The sequence below is a fragment of the Serratia sp. LS-1 genome, from assembly GCF_003719595.1.
In the GTDB taxonomy this organism is placed as follows: Bacteria; Pseudomonadota; Gammaproteobacteria; order Enterobacterales; family Enterobacteriaceae; genus Serratia; species Serratia ureilytica.
This window is the reverse complement of record NZ_CP033504.1, coordinates 1,212,731-1,230,499: the sequence shown is the minus strand read 5'-3', so window position 1 is coordinate 1,230,499 and position 17,769 is coordinate 1,212,731. Positions and strand designations below refer to the sequence as shown.

Genomic DNA, 17,769 nt, shown 5'->3' with positions numbered 1-17,769 from the left:
CCCGCTTCGGCGGGTTTACTTTTACTCTGGCATCAGACGGCGCTCACTCCGCCAACGGCATCACGCTTACACTCGCTCATCCGCCGCAACAATAAATTGGTGAAAACGTTCGATTTCCAATTTACGCATGGCGTTCATTTTATGCTGGCTGACGGTTTTCTCGGAAATGCCCAACGCCTTAGCGACGCCGGTATTCGGTTTTCCCGCCAGCAGCATGGCCAACACCGAAAGCTCGCGCGGCGACAGGCTCTGCCCTTTGCAGCTCGCGGTGAACATTTTTATTGCCTCAACGAACGTCGTAAGACCGATGTTTTTTTTCAGGCAGTTAAAATTCGCCAGTCGCGGCGTTTCCACGCCGGTTAAGACGATCGTATTGTCAGGCCTGTCGATAATATGCGATAAGAAATTCATAACCCGACAGATAGACGAGAAAGAGACGATGACCACTTCTGCATGACAATACATGGCATGTAATCCACGGCGTGCAGATGAATGCAGACCCATAACTTCAACGCCCTCCAACGACATTAAGATCTGCGATATGCCATAGAATAAATAGTAATCATCAGAAAATATAGCCACTCGCACAGGATCACCCCATTGCTATTTGTCATGGGCGCGTTTTTAACAACGCCCCCATGGCAGTCATGTCAATTAACTTTATTGGTCCGACTTACTTAAGTGAAGAACATAATGAGATCAGCAATGCGGACAGCGATGAAAGGTATTTTTCATCCAAACTCATAATGCCATCTTCACTGTATTTCACGTTATTATCTAGAATTTCATGAATACTCTCGACGGCGCATACGGCATCCTTCCAAACTACGCGCCGACCGAAAGGCGAAGCGCCGAGATATTGCGCGCTTTGGCGAAAACCAACGATAAAATCGTGCAATATATCGAGCACAATCAATACTTCCTCCCTGCTGACACACCGCTTCATTTGCACTTTATCCAGGAAAACGCTGAGCGTGCTTTGTAAGGAAAACAGGTTCTTGAACAACCCGCCGGCAATATCCTTCGGTGTTTTCACGCTGGTTGATATGACAAAAGGGAGCTCTCCATGCTGCGAGATATATTGATAAAGCCCATTTATCGCCGTCGTCGGCTTAATATCCAAACCGCGAAGAATGACGTCAACCTCATCTTTTAGCGATTTTTCCACTTTGACACCGATCTGGATTTGTTCCGTCATACAATTCATCCTCAACATAGAGATCCGGATTAAACACCAATATTATTCAAGCAAATAATATTCGCCACCAATTACCATGTTAAGATTTTTCTTATATGTGGCAACCTGTTTTTTATTATTAAAAATAACAAAAGAATTATTTATATATAATGTTAAGCGTAGCCGATGTGTTAATTCCCCCGCTGCTCATTGCGGTGGGGCTGTAAGGATAATAATAGGCCGCCATGCCGATGGAAAATTGCGCATCCAAAGCATTGCCGGTTCCCACGTGAAATAATGAAGTCGCCGCGCCTGGCGTCACGCTGGAAAGCGACAGCGTGACGGGATTATTCGGCGAAGCCGTCTTGACCAGCCGGATGCCAATGCCTTTTGCCGCCTCAGCGCTTTTATCAATCAAAACCGTATTATCCGAAGACAACAGATTATTGCTGGATAAAAACATATTGATATCCCGATCGGCCGTGCCGCCACTTTGCCGATTCTGGCAGCTGAAATTCAGCGTAAAGGGCGTCAGGCCATTTTGCGCCCCCTGAGTAATCTGCGATATCCCCAGCGTCGGCAACTTCACCGCCAGGCCGGCATTGTCGAAAGTGCAGGTCGTCATCTTGGGCGCATACTTGATGGTCATCGGCTGTCCGTACATATCGCGCTGATCGTAAGGCCAATTGAAACCGTTGAGCAGCCAGGTCAAAATCTTCACCAACTGCTTGGCGGGCCACAAAATGATCTCCAGCAAGGACATCCCGCTCAGATCGGTCACGAACATCACGTCCTTAAGGCTAACCGTGTCGCCGGGTATCGATGTGCCCGTCTTGCTGACCAGACTGAAACGAATATTCATCGGCTGATTCAATTCCGAAGCGGAGTGCGATCCCCAACCGCTAAGTTTTTTGTTGGCGATGTCGTTGGTTATTTCCGCGCGTATCCAATATTTACCGTTGTTGAATCCCAGAATGGTCGCCTTTGTGCTGTCGGTTGACAGGATGCGCGTATAGCCGAATTCGCTGCTCGAGGTTGAACAACTGAATGAACCGCTGTATTGCGTATAAAAACTGCCTTCCCAGACCGGCGTTTTATCGCTGAGCTTATCCGACAAATCGACGTAGATAGGCGGCGCATATTGGATGCCGTTGCCGTAGCATGAAGCGTAACTGTAACCGCTGAACAACAGGGACAGGGTCAGTGCGAGTATCCTGAGCATGGTGTAATTATCCTTTTATCGACATGTGTTGGCTGCGCTGTCCATCGAGATTTTCGGGCGTTCAATCTTGCAGACACCGTCATTCAGCCTGACCTCCAGTGACGTTGGCTGCTGCTCCACCCGCAGATACAGGACGCTGGCCTGCCCGACGAAGCCAATGGCATGCCCGCTTTGATCCGCCACCTCCGCACCAAATGGCAGGGGCTTATTGCCGGGCTTAAAGGCGCGCAGCGTATAAGGCCGACGCCGATCGGTTTCGAATCTCAAATAGTTGACGGCGCCGGCATAGGGCACGCTGTTGGCGATATTGCCGACGATCTCGGCGCCGGAACTGTTGCCGGTATCCGACAATGTTACGGAGTTTTGCCGGTAAGGCGTGGCGTAAGGCACCAAAGCCAGCCCTTCGTCGTTAGTGACGATGCTCTCGTCGCCGTTCACCATCAGCCCTTTGGCCTTGGGCGCGTCCACCACCATCATGGTGTTGCCCATTTCGTTGGACGCCAGCAAATGCCAAGGGATCGCCACCAGGCTGCCGCGGGCGCTCATGCCCAACTGTCGATAGTCTGATGATTCACTGTAGGAGCCGCCGACGGTCGTCGCGTTGGCGCGATAGGCGGCATTCACGCTCGCCATGCTGTTGCCGCCGCTTTGATTGCTGCCGGCAAGCGCATAACTCAGACGGTTTGATTCCAGCGCATTGCCGCTCAGGCTCAGCGAGCTTTGCTGATAGTGCGAATCGGTGGCGGATAAGCTGGTGCTGAGATAGGCATTGTTGTCGAACATCGACAACGGCACGCTCAGAGAGAGATAAAACCGCGTCTCTTCTTTGCGATCGGAATTTCTCACGCGACTCGCGGAAATGTTGTAACTGACCCGCGCGAAGGCATTTGAATACCCGAGCTGGTATTCCCGGCTTTTATTCGTATCCGACCAATAGTCGCGCTGGGTGCCGGAGAAATAGAGCGTGCCCCACCCGTCTGCGAGCCTCTGATTCAGGTTCAAATTGAAGGTATTGCGCGGACGAGCGGCGCGAACGGCATCCCAGGTATTCAAATCCAGCGGGGCAAGCTCATCGTCATCCCGATCGTTCCAATAATCGTGAAAGCGCTTGTCACGCTCGCGGTAGCCTTGATGGGTGTAGATGGCATCGTTGAAACTGTAATAACCTTTGGTCGAATAACGGTATGCCGCCAGCGTGAAGTTGGTTGCGGTAGCGTCCAAAAACTTGCTGTAGGCGATCCGAAAACTTTGCCCATTCTCGTTGCGATCCTGCAAATGCGTCGAGGCCTGAGTCACATCGACGGATACCGCGCCGAACGGCAGATTCCAGCCACTGCCCAGCAGCCAGGCGCGATAGTCCTCGCTGAGGATCGTACCGGCGTAACCGGTGACCAGATTATTGAAGCCGTACTGCAGCGTGCCCTGCACGAAAGCGGGCGCATAGTCGGTATCCGCCTGATTGACCTTACCGGCAACCAGGCCGTATTTGCTGACGCCCTGCTTCAACATGTTGGGAACGGCGGAAAACGGCACGGTAAAGGATTGTTCCCGCCCGTCGGCTTCCCTGACCACGACCAACAGATCCCCCGCAGAACCGGTCGGCAATATATTGTCCAGCGTAAAGGCGCCCGGCGGCACGTTCTCCTGATAGATGAGGTTGCCGTTTTGCAATACTTTCACCAGGGCATTGCTCTGCGCCACGCCCCGTACTATCGGCGAAAAGCCCTGCTGCGAATTGGGCCGCATGTTGATATCCGAGGCTAAAGCGCCGCCCCGCACCCGAATCGAGTCGAACAAATCACCCGGCGAATAGAAATCGCCCATCGTCAGGTTCGATTTGATGGCGGCGAAGCCACGCTGCACATAGCGAGTATTATTTTGCCAATCGCTGCCTTGCCGCGAACTGCTGCGGAAATTGCTGCTGTCTCTGAATTGCCAACCCGCCAGATTGACCCCCGATTCCAAACCGGTATAGAAATCGTCGTTTGACGCCTTGTCGCCCTGCAACGACTGCACGTGGTAATAGGTGGCGTTATAGGCCAGCAGCAACGCAGGCACGCCGCGATCCCAAAATTTGGCGTCAACATAGCCGGCCTCTGCGCGAATCACTCGCGACTGGGGCACCGTCAGCTTAAGGCTCAACGTCCCCACATCGAAGTCCGCCCTTCCTCCTTGCACCAACGTTTGGACGGGGATCGGCCCCTTGTCCACCCCGATGGACAAACTACTCATATCGATGCCCAACAGGGCGGCGTCACGATGGGCGATGCGAATATCGCCTTTATGTTCGCCGAACTGCAACGAGAACCGCCCTTTCCAACTCTGGTTGACATACACGTCGACCGTTTGCGTGCCTGCCGGCATGTCATTATTGAGGTAAAAACGCGACAGATCGGATTCGCTGGACGCACCGGCCAATAGAGAAGTGTCGAATTTCATCGCCGATGCTTTATTTAACGGTATGAATACAGATGCGGTCAGTATCGAAAGCAATTTTAGTTTAAGCTTCATGGCCGTTCTTCACGTTAGCGGGCTGTAATGGCTTTAGATTTATAAGCCCCCAGGTCGTCGATATAGAGCAGGGTGTAGGGAATATTCCGGCTCACGCCAACTTTGGTCGGGGCAAAGAGGCTGGAATATGGCCCGACCATCACTGAATCGACCAACAGATTCTTTTTGCCTTTCTGATCAACATTGGCCAACGTAAAATAGTAAGGGCCTTTGTTGATAACCTTAAATCCCTTCCCCGCCGCCTGGAGTTCAATGAAGTCGGTGATGTTATTGACACTGCCGGTTAACCCTGCCGGGCGATAAAATAGCTTGATGCGTGATTTGATGGCTAATTGCAGCGTATTGACGCCCTGCAAATTCTCCGGCGTAGGCGGGATATCCAGCACATTCAAATAAAATACCGACTCACGATCGCCGGGAAGCGCCGCGTTCATTTTTTGTATGCGTAATTGCTGGCCATTATTTCCGGCAACTTTCACAACCGGCGGGGATAACAAGAACGGCACGTTTGCCGTTTCAGGCGTCGAGTTTATATCACCGTCATCAATCCATGCCTGCACCAGTGCCGGATCGTCACCATTGTTGACTAACTGAACGATAACATCCTTGTTTTTTTCCGGATAAATAACGCGCGTTCCATTAATTACAATATTGGCATCGGCGCAAAAGCTGCTGAGAAACAATCCAGCAAAGATTAAGCACTGTTTCATAGTCACCCCAGAAGCCAGGCCTTTGCCTTGGGCGCAGGCCTGGCTTAATTGCAATTACAGGTAAGAAATGGTGTAAGTCACGTTGGAACTCAATTCCCCCACTTTTGCTTCCAACGCATTGGTCTTGTAGTAATAGGCGTCCAACGTCAGCGTTTCGGCATCCGGCGCCGTTTTATCGCCTTTGATCTTGGTGACATAAGGCACGTTCAACGGAATCGGCGTGGATGAACCCGGCTCAGCCAGAGAAAAACCGACGTTTTTCGCTACGGCGGCGTCGCTTTCATTCACGGAGCTGTTCAGCAGATATTTCCCGTCGGTAGAGATATTATTCGCCGAAGAGAAGTAGATCTTCAGCGGCGTACCGGCCGTTCCCGCCGCCGGCGTGCAGCCGGAGAACGTCAGCGAGAAAGATTTCTTGTTTTTGGTGATGGGGCCGACCACGGTGCCCGCATCAGTCACGGAAATCGGGCTGAGCGCAACGGTAAAATCGGCGCTTTTCCCGCCATTGATGGTACAAGTGGTATCCGTAACGGCACCGCTAAACGAAATAACGCCACCGGCGGAATTATCTGCCGCCGTTGCGCCCACAGATGTTAACGCGGCAGCCAATACCGCCAAAGAGATGCCTTGCTTAATCATAATAAACCCCATTACTTTCTTCGCTGAGAGAGCATATATAAAATGACCTACACCATTAAACCGTTTAGAGGCTAACGAAACTTAGGCAATAGCAGAGTATTGACAGCATCCTGCCATCTAAAAGTTTATATGCGACGGTATATATTTATATATATCCAAGTGTATTCTAAAAGGTATCCGACAATGGGAAAAATCTCATTCACCGCCAGATGCAGGACATATTAATTCCAAAGACAAAAAAATTGCAACATCGAATCAAATAATTTTCATGACAATAAAAAAAATGAATCGAGCAATGACCGGAAGGATGTGTGCCTTAAAAGAGTGAGTACGGCAGCCTGCTTACTGCGCGGGTTAAATGAGGGCCGCCATTTCCTCATAAAAGCGCTTGTGGCATAAAAAACAAAAAGCCATTGATATAAAAAGAAAAAACACACAAAGAAAAATCTTAGATTCCTTAACCCCCTTCATCCCCTCACGTAAGGTTTACTTTTCCCCTACCTTAAAAATTATCCGACCTACCGCTATAGGAGTAGCCCGGAAATGCGATACTCTCTGCACATGAATATTCAGACACACAAGAAACAGCGTCCGAATTTTTCTTTGCTCAGTCGATAAGGATGAATTTTTCAGAGAAAAATATATCTTTCCCTATCAATATAAAACCCACCTTTAAAGTATATTAAAAAATATACTGAAAGATAATTCATTTAAATAAATCGCTACAGGGGTCAAACAAGATAGGGGAAAAGGGATGCATCGCGAGTAACGGCGGGAATAAAAAACCCGAGCGCCACAGGCTCGGGTTGATAGCAACACAGACATTCGACGATCAGAGCGGCTTTTCAGTCCGTACGATGCCGTGATTCTTCATCACCTCTTCCATCGTAAGGCTATCGTCATACGGCGTCTCGTCGACCACGACGTCTTTCGGACGCTCATAGGGTTTGGTCGCACGTTTGAACATCCACCACCATACGAACACCAGGAAAGCGCCGGACTTGAGAAAAATCATGGTCCATAGGGCGACTTGATACCAGTTCATCTCTGTCTCCTAAGAGTATTAAGCAAAATCGATAAGGCGGCGTTAATTATCGTGCCGGTCACGCCTGACAGCAGCAGGCATCCGAGCAGCCTGCCTTGATGACCGCATAATCTCACCGATGCGTAGCCCTTATCAATAGCCGTTCGCGTTTCCTGCGGGCGACCGTCAAGTTCTCAGCACGCAAAAGCAAAAAACCCCGCGCTCTAAGAGCGCGGGGTCAGAATGTATGGCGGAGGAGCAGAGATTCGAACTCTGGAACGGTTTCCCGTCGACGGTTTTCAAGACCGTTGCCTTCAGCCACTCGGCCACCCCTCCGCAACGACGCGCACTATAAACAGAGCTTATTCGCTTGTAAAGCCCAGGCGCGTTCAACCGCGCGAAAAATCGACGGAATGATGCAAGCCGGCGAACAAACGCGTGGCCGCTCCCCCCGCTGTTGCAACAATGATAACTAAGGGTAAAGATTGGTAAACAAACTTTAATCAAGCGCTTGCGCTGCCTATCATCGGGATTATTTTGTGATGGCCTGATAAGAGAGATCATTATGGACCGCATTGTCGTCTCGTCTTCCTCGCGCGACTCCCTGCTCAGCACGCATAAAGTCCTGCGCAACACCTATTTCCTGTTATCCCTGACGCTGGCTTTCTCGGCGCTGACCGCAACCGCCAGTACCTTGCTGGGCCTGCCTGCGCCGGGCTTGCTGCTGATGCTGGTTGGCTTCTACGGCCTGATGTTCCTGACGCATAAACTGGCCAACAGCCCGGCAGGCATTCTGGCGGCGTTCGCGTTGACCGGTTTCATGGGATACGCCCTTGGCCCGATCCTCAGCTCGTTCCTGAACGCCGGCGCGGGCGATCTGATCATGCTGGCGCTGGGCGGCACCGCCGCGGTGTTCTTCTGCTGCTCGGCCTACGTGCTGACCACCCGTAAAGACATGTCGTTCCTGTCCGGCATGATGATGGCCGGTTTTGTGGTGCTGCTGGTGGCGGTGATCGCCAACCTGTTCCTGCAGATCCCTGCTCTGCACCTGGCGATCAGCGCGCTGTTCATTCTGTTCTCCGCCGGCGCGATCCTGTGGGAAACCAGCAACATCATTCACGGCGGCGAGACCAACTACATTCGCGCCACCGTCAGCCTGTACGTGTCGCTGTACAACATGTTCATCAGCCTGTTGAGCATTCTGGGCTTCGCCCGCAGCAACTGATCGCGTGTTACCCCGCCTTCCAGGCCCCGCTCCGGCGGGGCTTTATTTTTTGCGGCTGAAAAAATTTGCTAAACTGGCGGCCGTTCCGAATTATCCGTTATCGAGGCAGTATGTTGGAGTTTGAAGGTCGGGTTATCGACACTGACGCGCAGGGCTATCTGAAAAACAGCGCCGACTGGCATGAAGGCCTGGCGCCGCTGCTGGCCGCGCAGGAAGAGATCGTGCTCACCGAAGCACACTGGGAAGTGGTGCGCTTTGTGCGCGACTTCTATCAGGAATTCAATACCTCACCGGCTATTCGCATGCTGGTCAAAGCCATGGCGCAGAAATACGGTGAAGAAAAAGGCAACAGCCGCTATCTGTACCGCCTGTTCCCGAAAGGGCCGGCCAAACAGGCCACCAAGATCGCCGGATTGCCCAAACCGGTAAAATGCATCTGACCGCTCCGCCCGCAGCGCCGCTGCAGGCGAGCACTTAATAGCGAATGCCGAACCCGTCGTAGTCGGTCACGCCCTGCGGCTCCACCAGCACGCGTTCGACGCGCGCGCTGCGCGGGCCGCCCTGCTTCAGCCATGCGACCAGCGAGTCCACCTGCTCCTGTGTGCCGCAGGCCACCACCTGAACGCTGCCGTCATCAAGGTTGCGCGCATAGCCCGTCACCCCCAGCGCCTCAGCCTGCCGCTGAGTGGAATAGCGAAACCCTACCCCCTGCACCACGCCATACACATACGCAGCAATGCAAACTTGTGTCATAATCGCCCCCTTAATTCAGTTTTCGTTATGGCATTGCCGTGCCTTTGCACCGCCGTGTCACTCTTTCTATCCTAGCTGGCAGCATTATTAATTATGACCGTACGCCTGTTTCTCGCCAAAGGACGTGAAAAGTCCTTACTCCGTCGCCACCCTTGGGTGTTCTCCGGCGCCGTTCAACGCGTCGAGGGCAAAGCGCTCTCCGGTGAAACCATCGATATTCTCGACAGCCAGGGCAAATGGCTGGCTCGCGGCGCCTATTCGCCCGAGTCGCAGATCCGCGCACGCGTCTGGACTTTCCAGCAGGATGAAGAGATTAACATCGATTTCTTCATTCGCCGCCTGCAGCAAGCGCAAAGCTGGCGTGATTGGGTCGCGCAGCGCGACGGCCTGGACGGATACCGCCTGATCGCCGGCGAATCCGACGGCCTGCCGGGCATCACTATCGATCGCTTCCAGAATTTCCTGGTGCTGCAGCTGCTGTCCGCCGGCGCCGAATATCAGCGCCCGGCGCTGCTTTCCGCTCTGCAGCATTGTTACCCGGAATGTTCAATTTACGACCGTTCCGACGTGGCGGTGCGTAAAAAAGAAGGCCTGCCGCTGGCGCAGGGCCCGGTGCTGGGCGATCTGCCGCCGGAGCTGCTGCCGATCACCGAACACGGCATGAAACTGCTGGTGGACATTCAGCAAGGGCACAAGACCGGTTTCTATCTCGATCAGCGCGACAGCCGCCTGGCGGCGCGTAACTACTCTGCCGGCCGCCGGGTGCTGAACTGCTTCTCCTACACCGGCGCCTTCGCCGTTTCCGCTCTGATGGGCGGCTGCGCGCAGGTGATCAGTGTAGATACCTCGCAGGCGGCGCTGGATATCGCCAGACAGAACGTCGAGCTCAACAAGTTGGAGCTGAACAAGGCAGAGTTCGTTCGCGATGACGTGTTCCAACTGCTGCGCAACTACCGCGCCCAGGGCGAGAAATTCGATCTGATCATCATGGATCCGCCGAAGTTCGTCGAGAACAAAAACCAGCTGGCCAGCGCCTGCCGTGGCTACAAAGACATTAATATGCTGGCGCTGCAGCTGCTGAACCCGGGCGGCATTCTGCTCAGCTTCTCTTGCTCCGGGCTGATGCCGACCGATCTGTTCCAGAAAATTTTGGCCGACGCCGCTGTAGATGCCGGACGTGATGTACAATTTATAGAACAGTTCCGCCAGGCTGCCGATCACCCGGTGATCGCCACGTACCCTGAGGGGCTGTATCTGAAAGGCTTCGCTTGTCGGGTGATGTAACTTGAAATGCGCTGCCTTGCCCCCATATATGAGCAAGGCATTGTTTCTCAGGAGGTCATCATGATTGCCAGCAAATTCGGTATCGGACAACAGGTTAGGCATAAACTGCTGGGGTATTTGGGCGTCGTTATCGATATCGACCCTGAATACTCTTTGGAACAACCCAAAGCTGACGAGATAGCGGCGAACGATGAACTGCGTTCCGCTCCTTGGTACCACGTGGTGATGGAAGACGAGGAAGGCCAACCGGTGCATACCTATCTGGCGGAAGCGCAGCTGGATGGCGAGCCCCAGGAAGCGCATCCCGAGCAACCATCGCTGGATGAACTGGCGGAATCCATCCGTCACCAGTTACAGGCGCCACGCTTGCGCAATTGACCGCGCCAAGACCTGAGAAACCCTGAAAGAGCCCGGCAGCGCGCCGGGCTCTTTTTATTTAGCGCTCCAGCCCCAAACGCGGGATTTCGATTTTCGGGCAGCGATCCATCACCACCTGCAGCCCGGCCTGTTGCGCCAGCACTGCCGCCTGGTCATTAATCACGCCGATCTGCAACCACAGCGCCTTGGCACCGATCGCTATCGCCTCTTGCGCCACGCCGTAGGCTGCCTCCGAATTGCGAAAAACGTCGACCATATCGACCGGCTGCGGGATGGCGGCCAGCGTGGCATAAACCGGCTGCCCCAACAGCGTCTGCCCCGCCAGTTTTGGGCTCACCGGGATCACCTGATATCCCTGCGACAACAGATAAGCCATCACCCCATAGCTGGGCCGCGACGGGTTATCGCTGGCGCCCACCAGCGCGATGGTTTTCACCTGCTGCAATAACTCAACAATCTCTTGATCTTGCATCTTCAACTCCCGTTTATCACTGCGTCACTTTTCCGTTTCGAGTGTAACCGATCGGCATTCGCGCGGCTAAACGCTACGCGCAGGAAACTTCAGCGTAATCTTATGGTCTGAGGCTGTCGCGGTTCAGCCACGCACAGACGTGTCTAATTACAAATAAATATGTAAAAATGTAAATAAAATACCCGATTGAAAAATTTTGACACAACCTATGCCATGTTCAACACTTAGAGCTACGTCACTTTATAAGGAGATAATGATGAAATTTGGTCTGGTGGTTGCGGCGTTGCTCAGCATCAGCATGCCTGCCGCGGCTACGACCCTGAAACTCTCCCCGGACATCGATCTGCTAGTGGTCGACGGCAAGAAAATGACAGGTTCGTTGTTAAAAGGCGCCGACAGCCTTGAACTGGATGGCGGACAGCACCAGCTGCTGTTTAAAGTGACCAAAACCGTACGTTCCGGCCAGCATACGCAGGCCTATGCGTCCCTGCCGCTGGTTGCCACCTTCAATACGCAAAAGATCAGTCAGGTGGCGATCGAACTGCCGCGCATCGAGAACGATCGTGACACGCAACGCTTTGATAAAACGCTGAACTATCGGGTGGTGGATAAAGAGGGTAATGCCCTGCCGTTCCAGCATGATGTGCTGCATCCCGACAGTGTCACCTTCAATGCCGATTTGGAAAAGGTGATGACGGATTACAATCGCCAAAACCGCCCGGCTTCCGTCCCGCTTTTCGTCCAGCCGAACACAGGCAACACAATAGCCTCCCTGCCGGCCGGCGCACCGGTGAATGCCCCGACGGTGACGCTGAAAGGTGAAAACGTGTCGGAACAGATGCTGCAATACTGGTTCCAACAGGCGGACAAGGAAACCCAGAAGCGCTTCCTGCACTGGGCCAACAAACAACCGGTTCGCTGATCCCTCCCGGCGCCTTAGCCGCAAAGGCGCCTTTTCTTCGCATTTTCAGCTGCAAACGCTAGGCAGTGAAAAACAGTTTCAGTAATCTGTCGCACATCCCCGATTAGCGAAGGACACTGAGATGGAATTGACCACCCGCACTATCGCCGAGCGCAAACACATTGCGCTGGTGGCGCACGATCACCGCAAACAGGCCCTGCTGGAATGGGTTGAAAGCCACAAGACCATTCTGGCGCAGCACCAGTTGTACGCCACCGGTACCACCGGCAACCTGATCCAGCGTGCCAGCGGCATTCCCGTCACCAGCATGCTGAGCGGCCCAATGGGGGGCGATCAGCAAGTCGGCGCACTGATTGCGGAAGGCAAGATAGACATGCTGATCTTCTTCTGGGATCCGCTGAACGCGGTTCCGCACGATCCGGACGTGAAGGCGCTGCTGCGGCTGGCGACCGTCTGGAATATTCCGGTAGCGACCAACCGTTCGACCGCTGATTTTTTGATTGACTCTCCGCTGTTCAAAAGCGAGGTGGCGATCGCCATCCCCGACTATCAGCGTTACCTGCAAGACCGCCTGAAATAGTCCTTTCGGCCTGGCTGCCGCCAGGCCTGCTGCTTACGGTTTTTTCTGCACCGGAACGCCAAGCTCACGCAGGTGGTCGACGAACACCGAAGGACGTTCACGATCCTGCAACAGCCATACCTGATGTTTGGCGCGAGTCAACGCGACATACAGCAGACGGCGCTCTTCAGCATCCGGAAAGTCCTCCGGCTGCGGCAGTAACACCTCTTCCAACACCGACTCGCGCGCCACGGCGGGGAAGCCGTCACGCCCCTCATGCAAACCGGCGATGATGACGTATTCCGCCTGCTGCCCCTTGCTGGCGTGGATGGTCATAAACTCCAGATCCAGCTTTGGCCAGCGGGTGGCCGCTTTCGCCAGCGCTTCCGGTTTCAGATGGTGGTAACGCGCCAGCACCAGGATGCGCTCATCCGGCTTGGCGTAGCCGCTCAGCTTGTCCAGTAGCGGCTCCAACTGCTCGTGCGGCAGGATCGTCACCGACTTTTTATTGCCCTTGCTCAGGCTATTGAGCGGTTTTTTCAACTGGTGCGGGTTCTGCTGCACGAACCGGTTGGCCACCTCGCCGATGCGTTCATTGAAACGATAGGTGGTATCCAGCGCGCACTGCGCACCTTCGCCGAAGTTCGTGGCGAAGGCCGTGGTTAACGTCAGTTCTGCGCCGCTGAAGCGATAAATCGCCTGCCAGTCATCCCCTACAGCAAACAGGCAGGTCTGCTTGTTCTGTCGGCGCAATGCCGCCAGCAAGAGCGCACGCTGCGGTGAGATATCCTGAAACTCGTCGACCAGAATATGTTTCCACGGGCTGACGAAGCGCCCCTTGTCGAGAATGTTGACCGCCTGATGGATAAGGCCGGAGAAGTCCACCGCCCCTTCCTCTTTCAAGGCGCTTTTCCAGGCTTTCAGCAGCGGCGCCATCAGCCTGATGCGTTTTGAAAACAGATCGCGGATTTCTTCATCCGCCTGCTCGATCATTTCCGCCTGGCTGCCGCCATGCATGCGCATCAGCCCCAACCAGCGTTCCAACCGGCTTGCCAGGCGATCCGCCAGGCGCTTATCCTGCCAGAAGTCGCCTTCCGGCACTTCCCATTCCAGCTCTTCGGTCAACCATTGACGCCACCCCTTGGCCTGCGCTTTCTTCTCCGCGCACTGTTGGCGCCAATGGGTAATCAGCAGCTCTTTGCGCGCTTTGGCATCGGTTTCCAACCGGCTGATGGCCGGCGCTTTGCGGCTGCCTTGTTGAATGATTTGCAGCGCCAAGGCATGGAAGGTCTTGGCCTGAATACCGACATCACCCAAACGTTCTTTGATGCGGTCGTTCATCTCGCCGGCGGCCTGACGGCCGAACGCCAACAGCAAGATTTGACCCGGCTCAGCCTCCTGACGACGCAGCAGCCAGCCGGCGCGCGCCACCAGCACCGACGTTTTGCCGCTGCCGGCGCCGGCCAACACCAGCACGGAATCCTCGCCATTGACCACCGCCCGGCTCTGGGCGTCGTTGAGCGGCGAACTCTCGACGGTCTGGAAGAAATCATGGTGTTGATCCAGCATGCGCTCGGTCCACTGCCGGTTGCGTTGCTCGATACTGCGCTCCCCCTGCTGCAACCATTGCAAACACAGATGGTAATCAGCCCGGCAGTTATCGAATTCCTCCAGGCGCGCCACCGGCATCGGCAGCGCGGAGAAAGCCTCGCGAATTTGCTGCTGCAACTTGCCCAGCTCAGACTTTTTGAACCATTTATCTTGTTGTTCAATGCGCTTAATCTGCGCCACCTGCTGTTGCAACACGCCGGCGCTGACGTCGCTCATCTCGGCGCTCCACTGCTGCCACGCCTGCTGCAGAAAGTGATAAAAACGCTGCGTTTCCTGCCATTCGGTGCCGTGCAACCGCACTACTTTTTCGTCCGGTAATTCAAATTCCAGCTCGCCCCAGACGATGCCACGCTTGCACCTGACCTGAATCAGTTGATTGAAGGGGATCAGGTATTCATGTTTTTCCCCGCTCACCTCAACGCCGGCGTGCAGCAACCGCACGCGGTTATAAGGGTGCTGAGCCAGGTGTTTCCCCAGCGATGTCGCTTTAAGTTCCATATCGTCGCGCCATGACTATGTTGAGATTAAATAACGGATATCTGCCAGTTTACCTGCGATAAGCAGTGGCACTCTAGCGCTAAAAAAAGGGTAGAATAGATTTTGCGTTTTTATCGTGAATACGCCCGCATCGCGGTTTGGCTATCATTAGAGCAGAATGACGTCTATGCGTACTGTACTGAATATTCTTAATTTTGTGTTGGGCGGTTTCTTCACCACGCTAGGCTGGCTTATTGCTACAGTGTTCAGCGTACTGCTTGTCATCACACTGCCGCTTACCCGCTCCTGTTGGGAAATCACCAAGCTGTCGCTGGTGCCGTTCGGCAACGAAGCGATACACGTCGATGAACTGTATCCGGAAAAAAGCAATGCGCTGCTCTCCGCCGGCGGCTCACTGCTCAACATTATCTGGCTGGTGCTGTTCGGCTGGTGGCTGTGTCTGTCACACATCGCCGCCGGTATCGTGCAATGCGTTTCAATCATCGGCATTCCGGTCGGCATCGCCAATTTCAAAATAGCCGCCATCGCGCTGTGGCCGGTGGGACGCCGCGTCGTCTCGGTAGAAATGGCTCAGCAAGCCCGTATTGAGAATGCTCGCCGCCACTATCAACAGCGTTAATTTTTTCTCCGTTTGAGGAGTTTTTCGTGCTCTCTTTTGCACCCGCAGTTCGTCGTTATACTTACAACAGCAACCTGCTGTATCACTTGCGCATCCTCATTGCGCTGATCGGCACCACCGCCGTTCCCTGGTGGCTCGGCATTCCCAAGCTGACTATCCCGTTAACGCTGGGCGTGGTGGCAGCCGCCCTGACTGATTTGGACGACCGCCTGGCCGGCAGATTACGCAATCTGCTGATCACGTTGGTATGCTTCTTTATTGCTTCCGCCTCGATTGAGCTGCTGTTTCCCTACCCTTGGTTGTTCGCGCTTGGCTTAACCACCTCGACCTGCGGTTTTATCCTGCTGGGCGCCTTGGGGCAACGTTACGCCACCATCGCCTTCGGTGCGCTGCTGATCGCGGTTTACACCATGCTCGGCACTTCCATGTACGATGCCTGGTATCAGCAACCGCTGCTGCTGGTGATCGGTGCATTGTGGTACAACCTGCTGACGCTGGCGGGCCACCTGCTGTTCCCGATCCGACCGCTGCAAGAAAACCTGGCGCGCTGTTACGATCAACTGGCCAATTATCTGGACGCCAAAGCCAACCTGTTCGATCCCGACGCCGAACGCGACGCCGATCTGCCATGGATGGACGTCGCAATGGCCAACAGCGCGTTGGTCGCGTTGCTGAACCAGACCAAAGCCTCGTTATTGACACGCCTGAAAGGCGATCGCGGCCAGCGCGGCACCCGCCGCACCTTGCACTACTATTTTGTCGCGCAGGATATCCACGAACGCGCCAGCTCTTCCCACGTTCAGTACCACGCGCTCAGCCGGCAATTCCGTCACAGCGATATTTTATTCCGCTTCCAGCGTTTGCTGAGCATGCAGGCGCGCGCCTGCCGCCAGCTGGCACAATCGATCCTGCTGCGGCAAAAATACCAGCACAACCCGCGTTTTGAGCCGGCTTTCAGCCGCATTCAGGAGGCCTTGGCACGCATCGCCGAAACCCAGGGCAATAGCGAACAGACCAGGGCGCTGGCGCATCTGCTGAAAAACCTGCATGCGATAGATGCGCAGTTGGCCAATATCGAGTCCGAGCAAACGCTGGCGAGCGGACAAGCGGAAGAGAACAGCCTGGCCGACGATCGCTTAACCGGTTGGAGCGACATCCGGCTGCGCATCAGCCGCCATTTAACGCCGCAGTCGGCCCTGTTCCGCCATGCGATCCGCATGTCGGCGGTGCTGTGCGTCGGTTACGCCTTTATCCAGTTCACCGGTATGCAGCACGGTTACTGGATCCTGCTGACCAGCCTGTTCGTCTGCCAACCGAACTACAACGCCACCCGCCGGCGCCTGGCACTGCGCATCATCGGCACTCTGGCAGGTATCCTGATCGGCCTGCCAATCCTCTATTTCGTGCCTTCCGTAGAAGGGCAACTGGTGTTGATCGTCATCACCGGTGTCTTGTTCTTCGCTTTTCGCACCGTACAGTATGCCCATGCAACGATGTTCATCACGCTGCTTGTGTTGCTGTGCTTTAACCTGTTGGGTGAAGGTTTCGAAGTGGCCGCCCCGCGCGTTTACGATACCTTATTGGGTTGCGCCATCGCCTGGGCGGCGGTCAGCTTCATCTGGCCGGACTGGAAGTTCCGCCAACTGCCGGCGGTGGTGGATAAAACGCTGAATGCCAACTGCCGCTATCTGGACGCCATTTTGGTGCAATATCATCAAGGTAAGGATAACGGCCTCGCTTACCGCATTGCACGACGAGATGCCCATAACAGCGATGCGGAACTGGCTTCGGTCATCTCCAACATGTCAGCCGATCCCAAGGCCGACAAAGCGCTGCAGGAAGCCGCCTTCCGCTTGCTCTGTCTGAACCACACGCTCCTGAGCTATATCTCCGCATTGGGGGCGCACCGCGAGCGGCTTAACACCCCGGCCACGCTCGATCTGCTCAATGACGCCGTGTGTTACGTGGACGGCGCCCTGCATCAGGAAGAACGGAACAGCCAGCGCATTGCGCAGGCGTTGGAACAGCTGGCGGAGCGCATCAGCAAAGCCGTTCCGGAACCTGAAAGCAAAGAACAATTGGTCTTGCAGCAGGTGGGATTGGTGCTCGAGCTGCTGCCGGAGCTCACCGCGCTGCATGCCCAAATCAATAAGGCAGCCTAACTA

General features: G+C 54.6%; 18 protein-coding genes and 1 tRNA gene. 8 read left to right on the top strand and 11 right to left on the bottom strand.

Annotated elements, in window-relative coordinates; genetic code table 11:
- Positions 1-66: 66 nt before the first annotated feature.
- The 8 genes from EDY99_RS05950 to EDY99_RS05915 all read right to left on the bottom strand — a co-directional run bounded on the left by EDY99_RS05950 (position 67) and on the right by EDY99_RS05915 (position 7,619).
- Positions 67-504, bottom strand: a complete 438-nt coding sequence (locus EDY99_RS05950; protein ID WP_197751833.1) for a helix-turn-helix transcriptional regulator — start codon at positions 502-504, stop codon at positions 67-69.
- Between the two features lie 169 nt (positions 505-673).
- Positions 674-1,198 (bottom strand): hypothetical protein, encoded by a 525-nt coding sequence (locus EDY99_RS05945; RefSeq protein WP_123061564.1) that lies wholly within the window; start codon positions 1,196-1,198, stop codon positions 674-676.
- A gap of 136 nt (positions 1,199-1,334) precedes the next feature.
- Positions 1,335-2,399 carry a fimbrial protein gene (locus tag EDY99_RS05940; protein WP_004928073.1) on the bottom strand — a complete coding sequence of 355 codons (1,065 nt, stop codon included), beginning with the start codon at positions 2,397-2,399 and terminating at the stop codon, positions 1,335-1,337.
- 15 nt (positions 2,400-2,414) lie between these two features.
- Positions 2,415-4,910 carry a fimbria/pilus outer membrane usher protein gene (locus tag EDY99_RS05935; RefSeq protein ID WP_123061563.1) on the bottom strand — a complete coding sequence of 832 codons (2,496 nt, stop codon included), beginning with the start codon at positions 4,908-4,910 and terminating at the stop codon, positions 2,415-2,417.
- A 14-nt stretch (positions 4,911-4,924) separates the two neighbouring features.
- Positions 4,925-5,620, bottom strand: coding sequence for a molecular chaperone (locus EDY99_RS05930; RefSeq protein WP_033644245.1), 696 nt, complete (start codon positions 5,618-5,620; stop codon positions 4,925-4,927).
- Between the two features lie 54 nt (positions 5,621-5,674).
- Positions 5,675-6,271, bottom strand: a complete 597-nt coding sequence (locus EDY99_RS05925) for a fimbrial protein (protein WP_369825806.1) — start codon at positions 6,269-6,271, stop codon at positions 5,675-5,677.
- An 820-nt stretch (positions 6,272-7,091) separates the two neighbouring features.
- Positions 7,092-7,304, bottom strand: a complete 213-nt coding sequence (locus tag EDY99_RS05920; RefSeq protein WP_004928089.1) for a hypothetical protein — start codon at positions 7,302-7,304, stop codon at positions 7,092-7,094.
- Positions 7,305-7,531: 227 nt separating this feature from the next.
- Positions 7,532-7,619 (bottom strand) — tRNA-Ser (locus EDY99_RS05915).
- A gap of 229 nt (positions 7,620-7,848) precedes the next feature.
- Here EDY99_RS05915 and yccA point away from each other — a divergent pair.
- Together yccA and tusE are read left to right on the top strand one after the other, a co-directional pair.
- Positions 7,849-8,508: an FtsH protease modulator YccA gene (yccA, locus tag EDY99_RS05910; protein WP_033642602.1), complete on the top strand. Its 660-nt coding sequence runs from the start codon at positions 7,849-7,851 to the stop codon at positions 8,506-8,508.
- Between the two features lie 110 nt (positions 8,509-8,618).
- Positions 8,619-8,948 (top strand): sulfurtransferase TusE, encoded by a 330-nt coding sequence (gene tusE / locus EDY99_RS05905; RefSeq protein WP_033642601.1) that lies wholly within the window; start codon positions 8,619-8,621, stop codon positions 8,946-8,948.
- Positions 8,949-8,982: 34 nt separating this feature from the next.
- Here the strand turns inward: tusE and yccX are convergent, their stop codons facing one another.
- The gene (yccX, locus tag EDY99_RS05900; RefSeq protein WP_033642600.1) at positions 8,983-9,261 is read right to left on the bottom strand and encodes an acylphosphatase; all 279 of its coding nucleotides are present in this window, start codon (positions 9,259-9,261) and stop codon (positions 8,983-8,985) included.
- Positions 9,262-9,354: 93 nt separating this feature from the next.
- On the opposite strand from yccX, the gene rlmI reads away from it, so the two are divergent.
- Both rlmI and hspQ read left to right on the top strand, forming a co-directional pair.
- Positions 9,355-10,545, top strand: a complete 1,191-nt coding sequence (gene rlmI / locus EDY99_RS05895; protein ID WP_072627929.1) for a 23S rRNA (cytosine(1962)-C(5))-methyltransferase RlmI — start codon at positions 9,355-9,357, stop codon at positions 10,543-10,545.
- 60 nt (positions 10,546-10,605) lie between these two features.
- Positions 10,606-10,923 carry a heat shock protein HspQ gene (gene hspQ, locus EDY99_RS05890; RefSeq protein WP_004928104.1) on the top strand — a complete coding sequence of 106 codons (318 nt, stop codon included), beginning with the start codon at positions 10,606-10,608 and terminating at the stop codon, positions 10,921-10,923.
- A gap of 58 nt (positions 10,924-10,981) precedes the next feature.
- Here hspQ and EDY99_RS05885 read toward each other — a convergent pair whose 3' ends face one another.
- Positions 10,982-11,395, bottom strand: a complete 414-nt coding sequence (locus EDY99_RS05885; protein WP_033642598.1) for a CoA-binding protein — start codon at positions 11,393-11,395, stop codon at positions 10,982-10,984.
- Between the two features lie 256 nt (positions 11,396-11,651).
- On the opposite strand from EDY99_RS05885, the gene EDY99_RS05880 reads away from it, so the two are divergent.
- Complete coding sequence (locus EDY99_RS05880) at positions 11,652-12,317, top strand: DUF2057 family protein (protein WP_046686791.1); 666 nt, start codon at positions 11,652-11,654, stop codon at positions 12,315-12,317.
- Positions 12,318-12,438: 121 nt separating this feature from the next.
- Positions 12,439-12,897: a methylglyoxal synthase gene (locus tag EDY99_RS05875; RefSeq protein ID WP_033642596.1), complete on the top strand. Its 459-nt coding sequence runs from the start codon at positions 12,439-12,441 to the stop codon at positions 12,895-12,897.
- A 33-nt stretch (positions 12,898-12,930) separates the two neighbouring features.
- On the opposite strand, the gene helD is transcribed toward EDY99_RS05875, so the two are convergent.
- On the bottom strand, positions 12,931-14,985 hold the full coding sequence (gene helD / locus EDY99_RS05870; protein WP_033642595.1) for a DNA helicase IV: 2,055 nt from the start codon (positions 14,983-14,985) through the stop codon (positions 12,931-12,933).
- 166 nt (positions 14,986-15,151) lie between these two features.
- Between helD and EDY99_RS05865 the strand changes: the two genes are divergently transcribed.
- Positions 15,152-15,604 (top strand): YccF domain-containing protein, encoded by a 453-nt coding sequence (locus EDY99_RS05865; RefSeq protein WP_025302313.1) that lies wholly within the window; start codon positions 15,152-15,154, stop codon positions 15,602-15,604.
- A gap of 26 nt (positions 15,605-15,630) precedes the next feature.
- Positions 15,631-17,766 carry a YccS family putative transporter gene (gene yccS, locus EDY99_RS05860; protein WP_123061562.1) on the top strand — a complete coding sequence of 712 codons (2,136 nt, stop codon included), beginning with the start codon at positions 15,631-15,633 and terminating at the stop codon, positions 17,764-17,766.
- The last annotated feature ends 3 nt before the right edge of the window (positions 17,767-17,769 follow it).

Coding starts and splice junctions, on each gene's coding strand:
- EDY99_RS05880 (WP_046686791.1), top strand. CDS start 11,652: ATGAAATTTGGTCTGGTGGTTGCGGCGTTGCTCAGCATCAGCATGCCT.
- helD (WP_033642595.1), bottom strand. CDS start 14,985: ATGGAACTTAAAGCGACATCGCTGGGGAAACACCTGGCTCAGCACCCT.
- EDY99_RS05935 (WP_123061563.1), bottom strand. CDS start 4,910: ATGAAGCTTAAACTAAAATTGCTTTCGATACTGACCGCATCTGTATTC.
- EDY99_RS05930 (WP_033644245.1), bottom strand. CDS start 5,620: ATGAAACAGTGCTTAATCTTTGCTGGATTGTTTCTCAGCAGCTTTTGC.
- EDY99_RS05925 (WP_369825806.1), bottom strand. CDS start 6,271: ATGGGGTTTATTATGATTAAGCAAGGCATCTCTTTGGCGGTATTGGCT.
- hspQ (WP_004928104.1), top strand. CDS start 10,606: ATGATTGCCAGCAAATTCGGTATCGGACAACAGGTTAGGCATAAACTG.
- EDY99_RS05945 (WP_123061564.1), bottom strand. CDS start 1,198: ATGACGGAACAAATCCAGATCGGTGTCAAAGTGGAAAAATCGCTAAAA.
- EDY99_RS05920 (WP_004928089.1), bottom strand. CDS start 7,304: ATGAACTGGTATCAAGTCGCCCTATGGACCATGATTTTTCTCAAGTCC.
- EDY99_RS05940 (WP_004928073.1), bottom strand. CDS start 2,399: ATGCTCAGGATACTCGCACTGACCCTGTCCCTGTTGTTCAGCGGTTAC.
- EDY99_RS05865 (WP_025302313.1), top strand. CDS start 15,152: ATGCGTACTGTACTGAATATTCTTAATTTTGTGTTGGGCGGTTTCTTC.
- tusE (WP_033642601.1), top strand. CDS start 8,619: ATGTTGGAGTTTGAAGGTCGGGTTATCGACACTGACGCGCAGGGCTAT.
- rlmI (WP_072627929.1), top strand. CDS start 9,355: ATGACCGTACGCCTGTTTCTCGCCAAAGGACGTGAAAAGTCCTTACTC.
- yccX (WP_033642600.1), bottom strand. CDS start 9,261: ATGACACAAGTTTGCATTGCTGCGTATGTGTATGGCGTGGTGCAGGGG.
- EDY99_RS05885 (WP_033642598.1), bottom strand. CDS start 11,395: ATGCAAGATCAAGAGATTGTTGAGTTATTGCAGCAGGTGAAAACCATC.
- yccA (WP_033642602.1), top strand. CDS start 7,849: ATGGACCGCATTGTCGTCTCGTCTTCCTCGCGCGACTCCCTGCTCAGC.
- EDY99_RS05875 (WP_033642596.1), top strand. CDS start 12,439: ATGGAATTGACCACCCGCACTATCGCCGAGCGCAAACACATTGCGCTG.
- EDY99_RS05950 (WP_197751833.1), bottom strand. CDS start 504: ATGGGTCTGCATTCATCTGCACGCCGTGGATTACATGCCATGTATTGT.